The sequence below is a fragment of the Bradyrhizobium sp. McL0615 genome (genome assembly GCF_049993905.1).
Classification (GTDB): Bacteria; Pseudomonadota; Alphaproteobacteria; order Rhizobiales; family Xanthobacteraceae; genus Bradyrhizobium.
Genome location: NZ_CP188254.1, coordinates 8133741 through 8149581 on the forward strand (window position 1 = coordinate 8133741; position 15841 = coordinate 8149581).

The window sequence follows — 15841 nt, forward strand, 5'->3', positions numbered from 1 at the left end:
GATCTTGGGTGCAGGTCATGAGGCTTCTAGATGATTGCTTGTCGTGACGTTCAGACTTCGGGCGTCGGGAGCAGCATTTTGGAACGGACCTGAAAATGAGTGGGATGATGAAAATTCTGCATGTTGCCTGCAGCCCTCGCGGGCAAGCCTCCGAGAGTGACAGGCTCTCTCAAAAAATCCTCGGCCTTTTGCTGAAGCGCGAACCGGCGGCAGTATTGGTAAATCGGGTGATTGGCGGAAGCGCGCTATCGCATATCGATGAAAGCTACGCGACCGCCCTTGGAGCGACACAACAGTCGCTCGCGGAAATATTTCCGGAGGGCTCCATGTCCCGATCCGAAGAGCTCATTGAGGAGCTGGAGAGTTCGGATTTCGTCGTCATTGGAACTCCGATGCATAACTTCACCGTGCCCTCTGCGCTGAAGGCGTGGATAGATCATGTCGTTCGAGTCCGCCGAACGTTCAATGTGACCGCCGACGGAAAAGTAGGCGCATTGCGCGATCGTCCAGTCTTTGTCGCCGTGTCTTCGGGCGGAAGATATTCCGGAAAGCACGCGCGTCAGCCGGATTTTCTTACTCCGTATCTAAAAGCCATCCTGGGTACCATCGGATTGCATGATCTGACTTTCTTCTCCGTTGAAGGATCAGCCCTTGGTCAGGATGCATTGGCTGAAGCCAGAGCCAAAACAGATCGAGCGCTGCAGGAGCATTTTTCCGCGTTTCGCCCCTCATCCCGGAGTGCTGATGAATGGGCCTGCGCGTGAAGCGCCAACGGCGTCACCGTGTCGATCCAAAGGAGAATATCATGACTATCGTCAAAGCGGCAGCAGTACAGATTAGTCCCGTGCTCTACAGCCGGGAAGGAACGGTGCGGAAAGTCGTCCAGAAAATCCTGGAGCTCGGCAAGTTGGGAGTCCAATTCGCGACCTTCCCGGAGACGGTGGTGCCGTACTATCCATATTTTTCCTTCGTGCAGACCCCTTTTGAGATCCGAACCGGCAAGGAGCACCTCAGGTTGCTCGATCAAGCCGTAACCGTACCCTCGCCTGCCACACAAGCCATCGGCGAAGCCGCGAGGCAGGCAAAAATGGTGGTGTCCATCGGCGTCAACGAGCGCGACGGCAGCACACTCTATAACACGCAATTGTTGTTCGACGCAGATGGCGCCTTGATCCAGCGTCGCCGCAAGATCAGCCCGACTTTTCACGAGCGTATGATCTGGGGCCAGGGCGACGCCTCCGGGCTGCGAGCGGTCGACAGCGCGGTCGGCCGCATCGGCCAGCTGGCATGCTGGGAACACTACAATCCGCTGGCCCGCTACGCGCTGATGGCCGACGGCGAACAGATCCATTCGGCGATGTATCCCGGCTCGTTTGCAGGTGACCGTTTCGCCGAGCAAACGCAGGTCAATATTCGCCAGCACGCCCTTGAGGCCGGCTGCTTCGTCGTCAACGCGACGGCATGGCTGGATGCTGAACAGCAAGCTCAGATCATGAAAGACACCGGGTGCAGCATTGGACCGATCTCCGGCGGTTGCTTCACCGCAATCGTCTCTCCCGAAGGTGAATTGATCGGCGAGCCGATTCGTTTCGGCGAAGGCACAGTGATCGCCGATCTCGATTTCGCAGCGATCGACCGGCGCAAGCAATTGATGGATTCGCGGGGCCACTACAGCCGGCCGGAACTGCTCAGCCTGGCCATCGACCGCAGGCCGGCGGCCCATCTCCACGAGCGGGCTGCGCATATCTTGCCGACGATCGCCGAACCCGTCAGCGAAGACAGCTCGTCTGGCATTGCAGCGTATCGAGCGAATGCTCGCACTTCGACGCAACGCGGCGCCGGTAGACGATGATGTCTTGGCATCGTCTTCCATCAGCGATCTAAAGAACAAAACGCTTGACGAACTTCCCGTCATTCAGAGATTTTCGCAAGATCACTGAAGCGGTACGAACAGGCTCTGCGCACGGCAACGCCCGCGCTCAGTGAACAGAAGCAATGATCCATCCAGATGTCATCACCAGGTCCGGACAGTTGCGCTCTCCCGGCGCATAAGTCTGAGCTTTGAGCGAGCGGCTCACGATGCTGCTTTTGTGGGCAGAACGGGCGGTCCGTTGAGCCACCGACATCAGCTTTGCGCCATCACGGAACCTCGATACGGATGTGACCAAGTTCACATGGAACGCTCGAGTTCTGGCGCAGTGTAATGGCGTTTTGGATGTCCGTTGAGGTCCGGATGCACTGCACGAATTGCGCAGCCGAAGTCCCGGAGCAAAGGAAATTCTGTGGGCAATGCGGAGCGGCGGTCGTGCGGCTCTGTGTGGCCTGCGGCTCGGCAAACCCTGCTCTGAACAGATTTTGCGGCGACTGTGGAATCAAATTGCGCGTTGATTTTCCCGCGGTGGCGCCGGCGGCACCGGACACGCGCCCGATCGAGCGCCGGCAGCTTACGGTGCTGTTTTGCGACCTGGTCGGATCGACGGCGCTTTCCGCGCGGCTCGATCCCGAAGACTTCAGCGCAATCATCGCCGGCTACCGGCGCTGCATAACTGAAACCGTCGCCGGCTTCGACGGCTTTGTCGCACGGCATCATGGCGACGGCGCGGTGATCTATTTTGGCTATCCTCACGCGCACGAAGACGACGCGGAGCGCGCCGTTCAAGCCAGCCTCGCATTGGTGCAGGCGGTCGCCGCCCTGCCCACGAAAGAAAAATTGAGCGCGCGTGTCGGTGTTGCGACGGGCGTAGCACTTGTCGGCGACATGTCGGACAGCGCGATTTCCGAGGAGCACGGCATCCTCGGCGATACCCCGAATCTTGCCGCCCGGCTGCAATCGCTCGCACAGCCCGGCGGCGTCATCATCTCGGGTCGCACAAAGGCGATCGCGGGACCGCAATTCGAGTATCTCGATCTCGGTAAAGTCGAGATCAACGGATTCGCAAAACCGGTCGCCGCCTGGCAAGTCGCAGGCAAGACAGCCGTGAGCAGCCGATCGCACGCTCTCCAAAGCAGCGATTTGCTGCCGCTGATCGGTCGTGACCAGGAAATGGAGTTGCTGCTGCGCCAATGGGAGCGGGCCAGGAGCGGCGAAGGTCAGGTCGTGCTGCTTTCCGGTGAAGCGGGAATCGGCAAATCACGACTCACCGTCGCGCTGCTGGAACAGCTTGCGCGTGAGCCGCACATACGCCTGCGTTGCTTCTGCTCGCCACAGCATACCGACAGCATGCTCTATCCGGTCATCGGCGAAATGCTGCGCGCCGCCCGCTTTGCTCACAATGACAGCCAGCAAGTGAAAATGGACAAGCTTGACGCGCTGCTGGCGCAAAGCTTGACGCCGCCCCAGGACGCGGCGCTGTTTGCCGAAATGCTGTCGCTGCCAAACGACGGACGCTACCCTCCGGTTGAAGTCGAGCCGCAACTCCGTCGTCAGAAAACCCTGAAAGCGCTTGGTTCGCAAATCGAGGCGCTGGCGCGGATCAATCCCGTGCTGGTGATTTTCGAAGATGCGCATTGGGCCGATCCGACCAGCCTCGAATTGTTCGCCCAGACGGTGGACCTGGCCGCGAGCCACCGGCTCTTGATACTGGTTACTTTCAGGCCGGAATTCAGCCCGCCCTCGATTGGACGGCCGCATGTGACGGAGCTGCCCCTGCATCGGCTGGCGCCGTGCGACGTCGATTTCCTGATCGAGCGGGTCGTCGGCAACCGGTCGTTGCCGGCGGGCATCCGCCAGGACATCATCGAGCGCACCGACGGCATTCCGCTGTTCGCCGAGGAGATGACCAAGGCGGTGCTGGACGCGGAGGGGGAGAGTGACGCGCAGCGCGTCTGCGCAGGGGCGCCGATGCCCGCCGTGGCGGTTCCGGCAAGCCTGCAGGCTTCGCTGATGTCGCGGCTCGATCGGCTCGGGCCGGCAAAGAACGTGGCGCAGATCGGCGCGGCGATCGGCCGGCAATTTCCTCACATGTTGCTGGCAGCCCTCGTGCGAAAGCCGAAGGAAGAGTTGAACGCCGACCTCGACCGGCTCATCGCGGCGGGCTTGCTGTTTCGACACGGTACTCCACCGCATACGAACTACCTGTTCAAGCATGCACTGGTGCAGGACGTAGCCTACAGTACGCTGCTGCGCGAGCCCAGGCGCGCACTGCATGCGCGCATCGCCAAAACCCTCGAAAGCCAGTTCCCGGAAATCGCCGAGAGCCAGCCCGAGCTGCTGGCGCGTCACTACACAAAGGCCGACCTGATCGAGAAGTCGGCGCGCCTGTGGGGAAAGGCAGGGCAGCGTTCACAGGAGCGTTCGGCGCTGGCCGAAGCCGCGGAACAACTCAGCCAGGCCCTGGCGCAAATCGCAACCTTGCCCTCGACCGCCGACCTGCGGCGCGAGCAGATCATTTTGCACGTCGCGCTCCTGAACACGCTGATGCATGTCAAAGGATACGGCGCGCCCGAAACCAAGGCCGCCGTCGCTCAGGTGAGAGCCTTGATCGAGCAGGCGGAACGGCTCGGAGAAACTCCGGATGACCCTTCGTTGCTGCTGTCGGCTCTTTTTGGCCAGTGGATCGTCAATTTCATAAACTTCAATGGCGACGTTGCGCGAGAGCTCGCAGCGCGATTTCTGGCGCTTGGCGAAAAGGGGGGAGCGGCGGTACCGCTCATGATTGGACACCGCACCATGGCGAGTACGCTCGCGTTTACCGGGGACCTCGTCGACGCCAAGGCGCACTACAATGAAGCCCTCGCCCTTTACCGCCCGGCCGAGCACCGGCGATTGATGACGCGATTTGGCCAGGACCTCCGGGTAACGTGCCTGGCCTTTCGTTCGATGGCCTCGTGGCTGCTCGGTTATCCTGACGCCGCGCTCAACGACGCCGAGTGCGCACTGACGGAAGCGCGCCAGATCGACCATGCTGCGACGTTGATGTTTACGCTGAATTTCCCGATTCTCATCAATACCTATTGCGGGAATTACCACGCGGCCAGCGAGCGCATCAAAGAGCTGGTCGTGCTGGCCGAGGAGAAGGGTGCCCCGTTCCGAAAAGCGGAAGGCGTGTTACGGCGAGGCTATATCCTGACCCTCACCGGAGCCGCGAACGCCGTTGAGATCGTCACGGCGGGTATCGATTTATGGCGGTCCGCCGGATCGACGATATTTACACCGGAGCACGCGTTCATGCTGGCCACCGCCCATGCAGATTCGGGCCAGTTCGAGGCTGCCTGGCGCTGCATCGGCGAGGCAATGACGGTGATGCAAGCAACCAGGGAAAGGTGGTGCGAAGCCGAGGCCCATCGCGTTGCCGGAGAAATCGCGCTGCAGTCGCCGCAGCGGGACGAGGCGAAAGCGCAGGCGCATTTCCAGCACTCCCTGACCATTGCGCGAGCACAGCAGGCAAAGTCGTGGGAATTGCGCGCGGCCATGAGCCTGGCGCGGCTGTTCAGCGATCAGGGCAAACGGCAAGCCGCACGGGACCTTCTCGCCCCGGTCTACGATTGGTTCACCGAAGGTTTTGACACCAGCGATCTTCGAAAGGCCAAGGCGTTGCTCGGCGAGCTTCGTTGACAATGCCATCCGACGACGGGGTTCCGGTCCTCGGCGGAGAGCGGAGGCGCGGACGTAAGAAACGGGCTTTCCGAACTCCGCTCATGATTCTGAACGGACAACGCGGGTGCTTATGCTGTATGGTTCGGCATTCACATCAGCGGGATGTCTGCCTTGAAGGTTGAGGTCATGCACAAGACTGGATCGTTATTCCGATCATTACTCCTCCCGGCTATCGCTGCCGTTCTTTTCATTTCGCAGGTACGGGCGCAACCGGTTGCGGCCGAAACGCCGCAGACCATTTTGTCGGCTCAGATTCGCACGCAGGGGTTCACCTGTGACAAGGCGCTCAGTGCCAGCAGGGACAACAAGCGCTCCCGGCCGGACCGCCCTGTCTGGGTCCTCAAATGCAGCAACGCGACATACCGCGTTAGTCGCATTCCCGACATGGCGGCGAAGGTCGAACCGCTGCCGTGAGCGAATGACCTTCGCGCCAAGCAGGCGTCGTCGGATATCCGCCGCTTGCGGCCACCTCTGCCCGCAAGCGGCGCAGGGTAGGCAAAGCGCAGCGTGCCTCAACACCGCGCCGCCGGTTTAGATTTGATTCATCGTAATTGTTAGAATTCGATTCAAATTTTCCGTTCATGGTTGCCGCGCAGCGGCACGTTTGATCGGAAATCATTGGCATGGCGATCCCGGGTGGAGCGCTTCGTTTTCAGGAATGCGAACAAGCTGGCGGGCGGCCGCATGCCGCCGGCCTGAAATCGTTCGGCCCGAAACTTCTGACCGTCTGCGTCATTTTGTGTTCGCTGTCATTTGCCGGATGCGCGCGCGATCCGGCGCAACGTGAAGTCAGTCCGGCGCTGCACGAGGGCAAGGCACCTCCGACCCGGGCTCGCGTGCGCGCCCGTCGATACAGCGAACCAGTTCGATATGCCGAACCCAAAATCCGGCGGCCGGACCTGGCGCTGCTATCGCCGCAACCCGTTCCCGATTGCGAGTTCAAACGATCCGACCTCAAGACCGTCGATCCGGATGAATGGGCCCGCCTGAAGGTCGAGTACGAACGACAGTGCTACCTGGATGCGGAGAAAATCGCACGCGATCGCCTCGCTTTGCTGCAGGCATCCAGCACATGCGAAATCGAGCCGGTTCGGCAACGAAAGCCGGCCCGTTAGCATTCTAGGCCATCGCCGCAAGCCAAAGTATTCTCGGGGGCACGTGCCGGTGGCACGCCTATTCGCCCACGACTTCGGCGCGCATTTCGGGAACTTTGTGTAATACTGGTTGATAGACACCCACCAAGACTTGTGTTTTCTTGATGGAACCGGCCGGGAAACCCCCTCGATTTAGTCGTTGTTTTGCCATTCTGCCGGTATCCTATTCCTTTCAAGCTTTTTTCAGGTGGCGTTTTAACGCGACAGCGTGTGTTTTGACCGCTGATTAATTTCCCAAGAAGTACCAGTGCGGGGGGACTGGTGGGAAATATCGGTATTTGAGTGGGCTGCCATGAAAACTCTCTACGATTTGCTCGAGGCACTCCCGGACGATGACGCCGATGGCCTGCGGGCTGCGTTCCGCAAGGCAGCCAAGGCGAACCATCCCGATTTCAATCCCGGCAACCCGGAAGCTTCGGAAAGATTCAGGCGTATTGTTCGCGCCAACGCCATCCTGAGCGATGAGCAGCAGCGCGCGGCCTATGACCGGCTGCTCGAAATCGCCAAGCGGCAGCAAGGCCCGCAGCCCAAGCGCGGCTCCCCCAGCATAATCCGCCGTTTGGCTGCTGACGCCATCGCAAGCGCCGCTGTCTCCGTCGTGCTCGTCGGGGGTTATTTCGCATACATATCTGCCGACAGGCTGCCGCTCGCTTCGGCGCAGGTCCTTGAAATAGCCAAGGGCGAACCAGCGCAGGCTATCGCCGCCAAACCGGCCGAAATCTCCGACACACACAGTCATGCCGGGCAAAGCGTCAGGCCTGAAAGTATCGAAGCGAGCAATGCACAGTCCGACGTCAACCCGAGGGCCGAGCCGGCAAAGCCGGACAATATTGCTGCTGCGGTGACCACAGGCGTCGCCCCTGCGAGCACATATGCTCCCCCGGCCGGCGACTACGGGACCAGGGACGTCAAGTTCTATCGCGAACGTGGCATGCAGGCGTATCGCAACGGCGATCTCTACCTCGCGCTCGCGAACTTCGACCTGGCGATCGACCTCGATCCCGGTTTGCCGGAATCCTACATCGATCGCGGCATTGTCTTCCGTCGCCTGGGCGACCTGAAGCGCGCCTTTTCCGACGTTGCGGAAGCCAAGCGAATTGAAGCCGTGAATCGAAACAAGACCCCTTCGATTGCAAGCGCGCCCTGACGCTGTACCGAGCGGCGTAGGGTGGGCAAAGCCACCGGGTCGCGCGAACGCGCGCCCGATGACAGGCTCCGCGTGCCCACCACCACGACCTCCGTGTAAATGGTGGGCTCGCTTGCGCTTTGCCCACCCTACAGGTTCTGTCGATCAGCTCGTCGGCATGACGTAGGCGTAGATCCGGCCGCGCGAGACCGGGGCTTCGCGGACGCGGTTGCCGTTATTGCCGGAGATCATGATCGGATTTCCGGATGCATCGATGCCGGTGATGATGCCGACATGACCGCCGCGGCGGCCGCGCGACATCACCGCAATGGCGCCGACCTGCGGGCCGGAAACGCGCTGGCCGTATTTCGCGAACGAACTCGCCATGTCCGAGCCGGTGCCGCGATAGCCGGAGTGCTGCAGAACCATGTTCGCAAAGCGCGCGCACCACAGGCTGCCGCGTCCCGTCGGGTTGCCGCCGAGATATTTGCGCGCTTCGGCGACGACGTTCGATGAGGTGAAGCCGGAGCCCATCGTGCCGCCAGCCGGCGTCACGCCTGCATTCGGCCCGACGCTGGCATTGGCGTCGGCAAGACCGCGCGCCTGCATCTGCGCGACACCACGTTCCCAGCGTGAGGTCTGGTCGATCTGTCGGAGCCGGGCACGATGGCCGCGGCCGGCGCGCGCCTCTGTGGCGACGTTGGACGAGCCGCCACCGGACGCACCCATCTGGGGGCTGCTTTCCATGAAGCTCGGATTGGTCTCGGCAAAGCTGCCGGCCTGCATCTGCGCGGCGCCGCGTTCCGAGCGCGACATCCGACCTGCATGGCGATGGTGGCGATAGGCGTAATGATGCTTAGCATGATGGCCGGCGTGATAGGCGCGAGCGTGCCTCCCTGCGCCGTGGTGAGGCCGTGCCGAAGCCGGAGAGACGAATGCCACGATGGACACCGAACACAATGCCAGCGCGATGAAACGAAACGACCGGCGAAACGCAAACAACTGACGCATACTTGATCCTCTGTTGCACCCCCGCACCCCAAGCTTCCCCTGTGCGTTCGCGTACGAACGAACGCGGACGGCCGTTTTGCGTCCGGCTGTGGCCGGAGCAAGATTTCATGTGGCGGCAGGGAAACGATTCCGGGGCGATTCCGCGTGCATTCGATGGCGAAAATGAAGCCAGACTGCCGTATTGCAGCCGCGAGAATTAACTGCAATTTTGTTGCCCGGCCGCGCAAGGATGTTGCGTGAAAACAAGAATATGGAGAAGAATCCAAAATGCCCCATGCTGTCGCCAAGGATGGCGTTCGTCTGCATTATGAAGAGGCGGGAAGCGGGACGCCGATCATCTTCCTGCACGAGTTCGCGGCCGACCACACCAACTGGGAGCCGCAGATGCGCTACTTCTCGCGCGGCCACCGCTGCATCGCCTATTCGGCGCGCGGCTATACGCCATCCGACGTGCCGCCCGACGCCGTCTACACCTATAAGCATTTCTATACCGACGCGCTCGCCGTGCTCGATCATCTCGGCATCGCGCAGGCGCATTTCGTCGGCCTGTCGATGGGCTCCTACTCCTCGCTGCAGGTTGGCCTCAACGCACCGGAGCGCGCGCTGTCGATGACGCTGGCCGCCGTCGGCTCCGGCTCTGCCATCGAGAATCTCGACGCCTTCCGCGCGCAGTGCCGGGCCAATGCCGAACAGTATGAAGCGATCGGCTCGGTCGAAGTTGCAAAAGTGACGCGCGAGGCGCCGAGCCGGATTCCATTCCTGCTGAAGGACCCGCGCGGCCATGCCGATTTCTACGCCGCGCTGGCGCGGCATGACGCGAAGGGATCGGCCAACACCATGCGCAGCTTTCAGGGCGGACGCCCCTCGATCTACACCATGACGGACGCGATCCGGAAGGTGCCGACGCCGGCGCTGATCCTGTGCGGCGACGAGGACGACAATTGCGTCGGGCCGAGCCTGTTCCTGAAGCAGCATCTGCCGGCGGCGGGGCTCTCGTTCTTTCCCAAGTCGGGCCACGTACTCAATCTGGAAGAGCCGGCGCTGTTCAACGAAATGGTGGAGCGGTTTATCGCGCTGGTGGAAGCCGGGAGATGGCCGGTGCGGGATGCGCGGTCGCTGGTGGCGGTGCCGGTCTAAGCACCTAGTTGGCCGGCGCGCGGAAGGCAGCCCGGTAATGCGCCGGGCTGGTGCCGAGCCGCAGCCTGAAATGATGCCGCATGGCATCGGCGGAGCCAAAACCGGTCTCTGTCGCGACGCCTTCGATCGGGATCTGTGTGGCTTCCAGCAACTCGCGTGCCTTTGCGACGCGCGTTTGCACCACCCATTCACCGGGCGACATCCCGGTTGCGTCCTCAAAGCGGCGGATGAAGGTGCGCCGGCTCATCCGTGCCTTGGCGGCAAGGCTCGAGATCGTCAGTTCGCGATCGAGATGGCGCTGCGCCCAGGCAAATACGGCGGCGAGCGCATCGCCTTCGATCGGAGGAACCGGTTGCCGAATATATTGCGCCTGACCACCTTCGCGATGCGGCGCGATGATCAGGCGCCGCGCCACATGGTTGGCGATCTCCGTGCCGTGGTCGCTCCGCACGATGTGCAGGCAGAGGTCGAGCCCCGCCGCGCGGCCGGCCGAGGTCATGATATCGCCGTCGTCGACATAGAGCACGTTCGCATCGACCTGCACCCACGGATAGCGGCGTGAAAGCTCCTCGGTTTGCGCCCAGTGTGCGGTGGCGCGCCGGCCGTCGAGCAGGCCGGCGGCAGCGAGGATGAAGGCGCCAGTACAGATCGAGGCCACGCGCGCGCCGCGCCGATGTGCACGCCGCAGCGCGTCGAGCATCGCGACCGACGGCGACTCCACGATATCACGCGATCCCGGCACGATGATCGTGTCGGCGCGGGCCAACGCGCCCATTCCGGCGTCGGCTATGATCTTGAGGCCGTTATTGGCGGCGAGCGGCTGTCCCGGCCGTTCTGAGCACACGACGACGCGATACCAGTCCGGGCCCATGTTCGAAAGACCGAACACCTCCAACGTCAGGCCGAGCTCGAAAGCGCTGACCCCATCATAGGCCAGCACCGCAAGGATGCGTTGCGTGCCTTCACGGCGGGATTTCCTGCAATTTGGCCGGATCGGCAGATTTGGCATGATATTCACGCTATACGGCATTCGTGCCACTGGCAAGATGGCGTCGCGCGGTTCACGTTCGCTCACCAAGGAGGCGAGCATGACTTTTCTGATTGCGACCTGCGAATTCCCCGACCGGGCCGACCTCGCCGCCGGGATGTGGCAGCGGCTTGCCGGCGAGTTCGACAAAAGGCCGGTCGATTTGCTTGTCCTTCCCGAGCTCGCCGGCGTCGACAGTTTTTGGAGCAGCCCCACGTTCGATGAAGCGGTCTGGCGTCAGGCCGCGGCGACGCATGACACGCTCGAAGAGCACCTGCGACCGATCGCTGCGAGGCGCATCGTGGGGACGCGCGCCGTCGCGGACGGCGCAAAGCGATGGAACGAGACCTTTCTGTGGACGCCGGAGCGCGGCATGGTTCGCGGCCGCGCCAAGGCGCTGCTGCCGCAGCAAGAGGGCGGTTGGGAAGAAACCTGGTTCGACCGCGGGTCGCGGTACGCCGAAGCCGTGCGGGACGGCGAGCTCTGCTTCAGCGAACTGGTATGCACCGAACTCATGGTGAGCACGGCCGCGCGCGGTCTGGGGCAATCGGGGGTTCAGGTGATCGCCGCACCGCGCGCAACCGGTGGCCACCCGCGCTGGGAAGTGGCCGCGCGAATGACGGCGATCGCCGCGGGCGCCTTCGTGGCGACGGCCAACCGCCGTGGCGCGAGGCTTGCGGGCGGCAGCTGGATCGTGGCGCCCGACGGCGACATCCTCGCGCGAACCAACGTGAGTGCCCCGATCGTCAGTCACGAAATCGATCTTGCGCTGGTCGACAGCGCGAGGCTGACCTATCCGCGCAATGTCAGGGATTGAGCGGCCTCAGATTTCGAGGCCGCCCGCGCGGGAATAATTTCATTGCGAATAATCTTTATTGAGAGGCCAGGATGATGAAACTGCAGCTATTGCGCAACGCTACGCTGAAGCTGGAGATCCAGGACCGGATAGTCCTGATCGATCCATTCTTTGCTCCGAAGGGATCGCGCCCGTCCTTTACCGGCCGCGCACCCAATCCGTTGGCCGAACTGCCGGCAAGCCCGGAAGAAATCCTCGAGGGCGTCGAACTCGTCATCGTCTCGCATCTGCATGCCGACCATTTCGATCCGGTGGCGCAATCCCTGGTGCCAAAACATCTTCCGCTGATCTGCCGGCCGGGGGACGAGGACAAGATCCTGTCGCATGGGTTCAGCGACGTCATGCCGCTTGCCAAGATCATCGACTGGAACGGCATCCGCCTGCAGCGCCGCGAGGGCAGTCATGGCCTCGGACCGGTCGTGAAGAAGATGGGATCGGTGATGGGTTTCAGCATCACGGCCAGGAACGAACCGGCGGTCTACTGGGCCGGCGACACCGTGCTCTATCCGGCCGTCGAAACCATCATCGCGGACACGAAGCCCGAGATCATCATCATCCACGCTTGCGGGGCGCGATGGGACGGCGATCTCATCACAATGGATGCCGCAGAAGCCGTCGCGACCTGCCGGCTGGCGCCTGACGCCGTGGTGATCGCCACCCACATGGATTCGCTCGACCACGCCACCGTCTCACGCGACGAACTGAGGCGGCATTCGACCGAGCATGGCATCTCGCCGCAGCAACTGCTGATACCGCTGGATGGAGAGACCCTGCAGCTGAAGTCGCGACAGGCATGAGCCGCGCACGTTGCTCGCCGTGGCCGGGGAAAGCGTTACTTCCCCGCCCCGCCGCGGCTGAGCAAAAACACGCCCTGCTCGCCGAACATGTTCCAGACCCACCACGGCAGGGTCAGCGGCACCGGGCGGCCGTAGAGATCGAGGGCGACCGCGCGCTCCATCTTGACGTTGATTTCGTCGCAGAGCTGCACGAAATCCTTGATGGTGCAAAAGTGGATGTTCGGCGTGTCGTACCAGGTGGCGGGGAGATTTTCGGTACGCGGCATGTGGCCGCCGACCAATAGCTGCAGCCGCATCTTCCAGAAGCCGAAATTTGGGAACGACACGATGGCGCGCCGGCCGATCCGCAGCAGGTTTTCCAGCACGACCTTCGGCTGCCGCGTCGCCTGCAGCGTCTGCGACAGGATTACGTAGTCGAATGCATCATCGGGATAATTGACGAGGTCGGTGTCGGCATCGCCCTGCACCACGGCGAGCCCCTTGGCGACGCAGCGGTTGACGCCCTCGCGCGACAGCTCGATGCCGCGGCCGTCGATGCCGCGGCTCTCCAATAGCTGCAGCAACTCGCCATCGCCGCAGCCGACGTCGAGCACTTTTGAGCCGTGTGGAATCATTTCGGCAACGAGCAGATGATCGGTACGATATTTCCCGGTGCGATCGGGCGCGACACCGCCGAGCGGCAAAGTCTGTTCCTGCACCGCCATGTCAACCACCGGTATTGTTGCCGAGCCCGCGCGCCTTGCCTGCCGATTGCAGGAAGGCGCGCGCGATGTCGAAGAACTCGGGCACGTCGAGCAGGAAGGCATCATGGCCGCGATCGGTTTCGATTTCGGCGAACGACACCCGCGCGCTGGACGCGTTCAGCGCATGCACCAGCGCGCGCGATTCCGAGGTCGGGAACAGCCAGTCCGAAGTGAAAGACACCACGCAGAACCGGGTCTTGATGCCGCGAAACGCCTGCGCCAGCACGCCGTCGTGATCGGCGGCGATATCGAAATAGTCCATCGCCCGCGTCAGATAGAGATAGCTGTTGGCATCAAAACGCTCGACAAAGGACGAGCCTTGATAGCGCAGATAGCTTTCGACCTGGAAATCCGCGTCGAACGAGAAGGTCGGCAGTTCCCGATCCTGCATCCGGCGCCCGAACTTGCGATGCAGCGCGGCGTCGGAGAGATAGGTGATGTGTCCGGCCATCCGCGCCACGGCCAGCCCGCGATGCGGATGGGTGTTGAGTTCGAAATAGCGCCCGTGATGCCAGTCGGGATCGGCCATCACGGCCTGTCGGCCGAGTTCATGAAACGCAATGTTTTGCGCTGAATGGCGTGTCGAGCAGGCGACCGGCAGCGCCGAGAACACGCGCTGCGGATAGGCGGCGGTCCATTGCAGCACCTGCATGCCGCCCATCGATCCGCCGATCACGCAAAACAGGGTTTCGATCCCGAGCCGGTCGAGCAGCATGGCCTGCGCACGGACCATGTCGGGGATGGTGATCACGGGAAAATCCAGCCCCCAGGCCTTGCCGGTGGCCGGATTGGTCGAGGCCGGACCGGTTGATCCCATGCAGCCGCCGATCACATTCGCACAGATGATGAAATACCTGTCGGTATCGAGCGGACGGCCGGGACCGACCATGATTTCCCACCAGCCGGCCTTGCCGGTCAGGGGATGCAGATTGGCGACGTGCTGATCGAGGGTCAGCGCGTGGCAGATCAGAATCGCATTGGAGCGATCGGCGTTCAGTTCGCCATAGGTCTGATAGGCGATCTGGAACGGCGCGAGATCGATGCCGCAATCAAGCTTCAGCGGCTGGTCCATGCCGAACTTCGCCACCGTCGAGGTCGGATGATCGGCCTCGTGGGCGCGATCCTCACTGTGAATCGACGGACTGGATATCGACTGCACGTTTGTCATTTCGGCGACCTTCCTCCTTGCGGAGGCTCTACAGACAGAAATCAGGCCATAAAAAAACCCGGCCTGAACTAAAGGTTCGGCCGGGATCACTTCTGTCCCCGGCCTGTTTAGCGAGTTGTTTAACGTGGCTGCAAGCCGGCCGGCTCAAATGACCACGGAATGGAACAAAGCTAGTCCCGCCCAGGCATTTCGTCAAGGCAGGCCGGGGCCCAGATGCCATGGTTAACCCGATCGTGCAGGGCTCCCCCGCGACGTTTCTCTTTGCTTTCAGCGCCCGTCTTTCCTAATCAATGCGACTGTCTGCCGGCTGCATCGGGCTGTTCCGGCACCAAGGTTTTTTCGGATGTCCAAGGCACCCCCGGCCCCGCCCTCGCTGCAGGAACTGCGCAAGGAGATCGATGCGATCGACGAGCAGGTTCATCGCCTGCTGATGGCGCGCGGCGACATCATCGACCGGCTGATCCAGGTGAAGCAGACCCAGGAAGTCGGCTCGGCGTTCCGCCCGGCGCGCGAGGCCAGCATGATGCGCGAACTGGTCCGGCGCCATCGCGGCATCCTGCCGCTCGACACCATCGAGAGCATCTGGCGCGTCATCATCTCGACCTTCACCTATGTCCAGGCGCCGTTCTCGGTGCATGCGGACGTCTCGGTTGGCGAACCCGCGATGCGGGATTCGGCGCGGTTTCATTTCGGCTTCGTGGTGCCGTATGTGGGCCATTTCAGCGCGCAGGCCGCGGTGGAAGCGGTGGCGAAATCAAAGGGCGACCTGGCGCTGGTCTCGGCGATCTCGAGCCGCACGCCGTGGTGGCTCGCGCTGGAGGCGGACGGCGCACCGAAGATCATTGCCCGGCTGCCGTTCCTCGAACGCGCCGATCATCCGGCCGCGCTCCCGGTGTTCGTGATCTCGCGCGTCGCCGACGACGCCATGGCGACGGAAGTCGAGATGTGGAGCGTGCGCGTCGCCGGCTGGAATGCCGATATCGCGCGCGCCGTGGCGCCGCTTGCCGATATCGTCGCCGTGCCCGATACCGCCTTCGACGGCGCAGCGCTTTTGGTATCGGATGCCGGCACCGGCTTCGAAAAGATCAAAAAAGCCCTGATCCAGGCCGGCGCCTCGGTGCGCTCGTCGGCCCTCGTCGGCAGCCACGCAACGCGCTATACGGTGCCCCCGAACGGGGCAGCCAAGTCTTAGGCTGCCAAGTCTTAAGCTGCCAAGTCTTAAAGCC

General features: G+C 62.4%; 14 protein-coding genes, 1 pseudogene and 1 riboswitch. Of the genes and pseudogenes, 11 read left to right on the plus strand and 4 right to left on the minus strand.

The features are described from left to right. Positions 1 to 107: 107 nt before the first annotated feature. The 7 genes and pseudogenes from ACPPVP_RS39170 (at position 108) to ACPPVP_RS39200 (ending at position 7897) form a co-directional block, all read left to right on the plus strand. Entirely contained in the window at positions 108 to 764 is a 657-nt protein-coding gene (locus ACPPVP_RS39170; protein WP_426528869.1) for an FMN-dependent NADH-azoreductase, read from the plus strand. 41 nt (positions 765 to 805) lie between these two features. Then, a complete protein-coding gene (locus ACPPVP_RS39175; protein WP_426538291.1) occupies positions 806 to 1852 on the plus strand; it encodes a nitrilase-related carbon-nitrogen hydrolase in 1047 nt (348 codons plus the stop codon). Positions 1853 to 2233: 381 nt separating this feature from the next. Continuing rightward, positions 2234 to 2896 (plus strand): annotated as a pseudogene (locus tag ACPPVP_RS39180) (adenylate/guanylate cyclase domain-containing protein); the annotation flags it as partial. 117 nt (positions 2897 to 3013) lie between these two features. Then, on the plus strand, positions 3014 to 5554 hold the full coding sequence (locus tag ACPPVP_RS39185) for an AAA family ATPase (RefSeq protein WP_426538293.1): 2541 nt from the start codon (positions 3014 to 3016) through the stop codon (positions 5552 to 5554). Between the two features lie 153 nt (positions 5555 to 5707). Then, complete coding sequence (locus ACPPVP_RS39190; protein ID WP_426528870.1) at positions 5708 to 6010, plus strand: hypothetical protein; 303 nt, start codon at positions 5708 to 5710, stop codon at positions 6008 to 6010. 209 nt (positions 6011 to 6219) lie between these two features. Then, positions 6220 to 6711, plus strand: coding sequence for a hypothetical protein (locus ACPPVP_RS39195; protein WP_426528871.1), 492 nt, complete (start codon positions 6220 to 6222; stop codon positions 6709 to 6711). A gap of 331 nt (positions 6712 to 7042) precedes the next feature. Further along, positions 7043 to 7897 carry a DnaJ domain-containing protein gene (locus ACPPVP_RS39200; RefSeq protein ID WP_426528872.1) on the plus strand — a complete coding sequence of 285 codons (855 nt, stop codon included), beginning with the start codon at positions 7043 to 7045 and terminating at the stop codon, positions 7895 to 7897. A 144-nt stretch (positions 7898 to 8041) separates the two neighbouring features. Here the strand turns inward: ACPPVP_RS39200 and ACPPVP_RS39205 are convergent, their stop codons facing one another. Beyond that, the gene (locus tag ACPPVP_RS39205; protein WP_426528873.1) at positions 8042 to 8887 is read right to left on the minus strand and encodes a TIGR02594 family protein; all 846 of its coding nucleotides are present in this window, start codon (positions 8885 to 8887) and stop codon (positions 8042 to 8044) included. Positions 8888 to 9154: 267 nt separating this feature from the next. Here ACPPVP_RS39205 and ACPPVP_RS39210 point away from each other — a divergent pair, with 267 nt between their 5' ends. Continuing rightward, positions 9155 to 10024, plus strand: coding sequence for an alpha/beta fold hydrolase (locus tag ACPPVP_RS39210; RefSeq protein ID WP_426528874.1), 870 nt, complete (start codon positions 9155 to 9157; stop codon positions 10022 to 10024). A gap of 4 nt (positions 10025 to 10028) precedes the next feature. On the opposite strand, the gene ACPPVP_RS39215 is transcribed toward ACPPVP_RS39210, so the two are convergent. Next, positions 10029 to 11054 carry a helix-turn-helix domain-containing protein gene (locus ACPPVP_RS39215; protein ID WP_426528875.1) on the minus strand — a complete coding sequence of 342 codons (1026 nt, stop codon included), beginning with the start codon at positions 11052 to 11054 and terminating at the stop codon, positions 10029 to 10031. Between the two features lie 58 nt (positions 11055 to 11112). Between ACPPVP_RS39215 and ACPPVP_RS39220 the strand changes: the two genes are divergently transcribed. Continuing rightward, positions 11113 to 11868 carry a carbon-nitrogen hydrolase family protein gene (locus tag ACPPVP_RS39220; RefSeq protein ID WP_426528876.1) on the plus strand — a complete coding sequence of 252 codons (756 nt, stop codon included), beginning with the start codon at positions 11113 to 11115 and terminating at the stop codon, positions 11866 to 11868. 71 nt (positions 11869 to 11939) lie between these two features. Then, on the plus strand, positions 11940 to 12704 hold the full coding sequence (locus ACPPVP_RS39225; protein WP_426528877.1) for an MBL fold metallo-hydrolase: 765 nt from the start codon (positions 11940 to 11942) through the stop codon (positions 12702 to 12704). A 35-nt stretch (positions 12705 to 12739) separates the two neighbouring features. On the opposite strand, the gene metW is transcribed toward ACPPVP_RS39225, so the two are convergent. Both metW and metX read right to left on the minus strand, forming a co-directional pair. Next, complete coding sequence (gene metW / locus ACPPVP_RS39230; protein ID WP_426528878.1) at positions 12740 to 13408, minus strand: methionine biosynthesis protein MetW; 669 nt, start codon at positions 13406 to 13408, stop codon at positions 12740 to 12742. 1 nt (position 13409) lies between these two features. Beyond that, positions 13410 to 14615, minus strand: a complete 1206-nt coding sequence (gene metX / locus ACPPVP_RS39235; RefSeq protein ID WP_426528879.1) for a homoserine O-acetyltransferase MetX — start codon at positions 14613 to 14615, stop codon at positions 13410 to 13412. A gap of 86 nt (positions 14616 to 14701) precedes the next feature. Then, a riboswitch (SAM riboswitch) is annotated at positions 14702 to 14781 on the minus strand. A 177-nt stretch (positions 14782 to 14958) separates the two neighbouring features. Here metX and ACPPVP_RS39240 point away from each other — a divergent pair. After that, complete coding sequence (locus tag ACPPVP_RS39240; protein WP_426528880.1) at positions 14959 to 15807, plus strand: chorismate mutase; 849 nt, start codon at positions 14959 to 14961, stop codon at positions 15805 to 15807. The last annotated feature ends 34 nt before the right edge of the window (positions 15808 to 15841 follow it).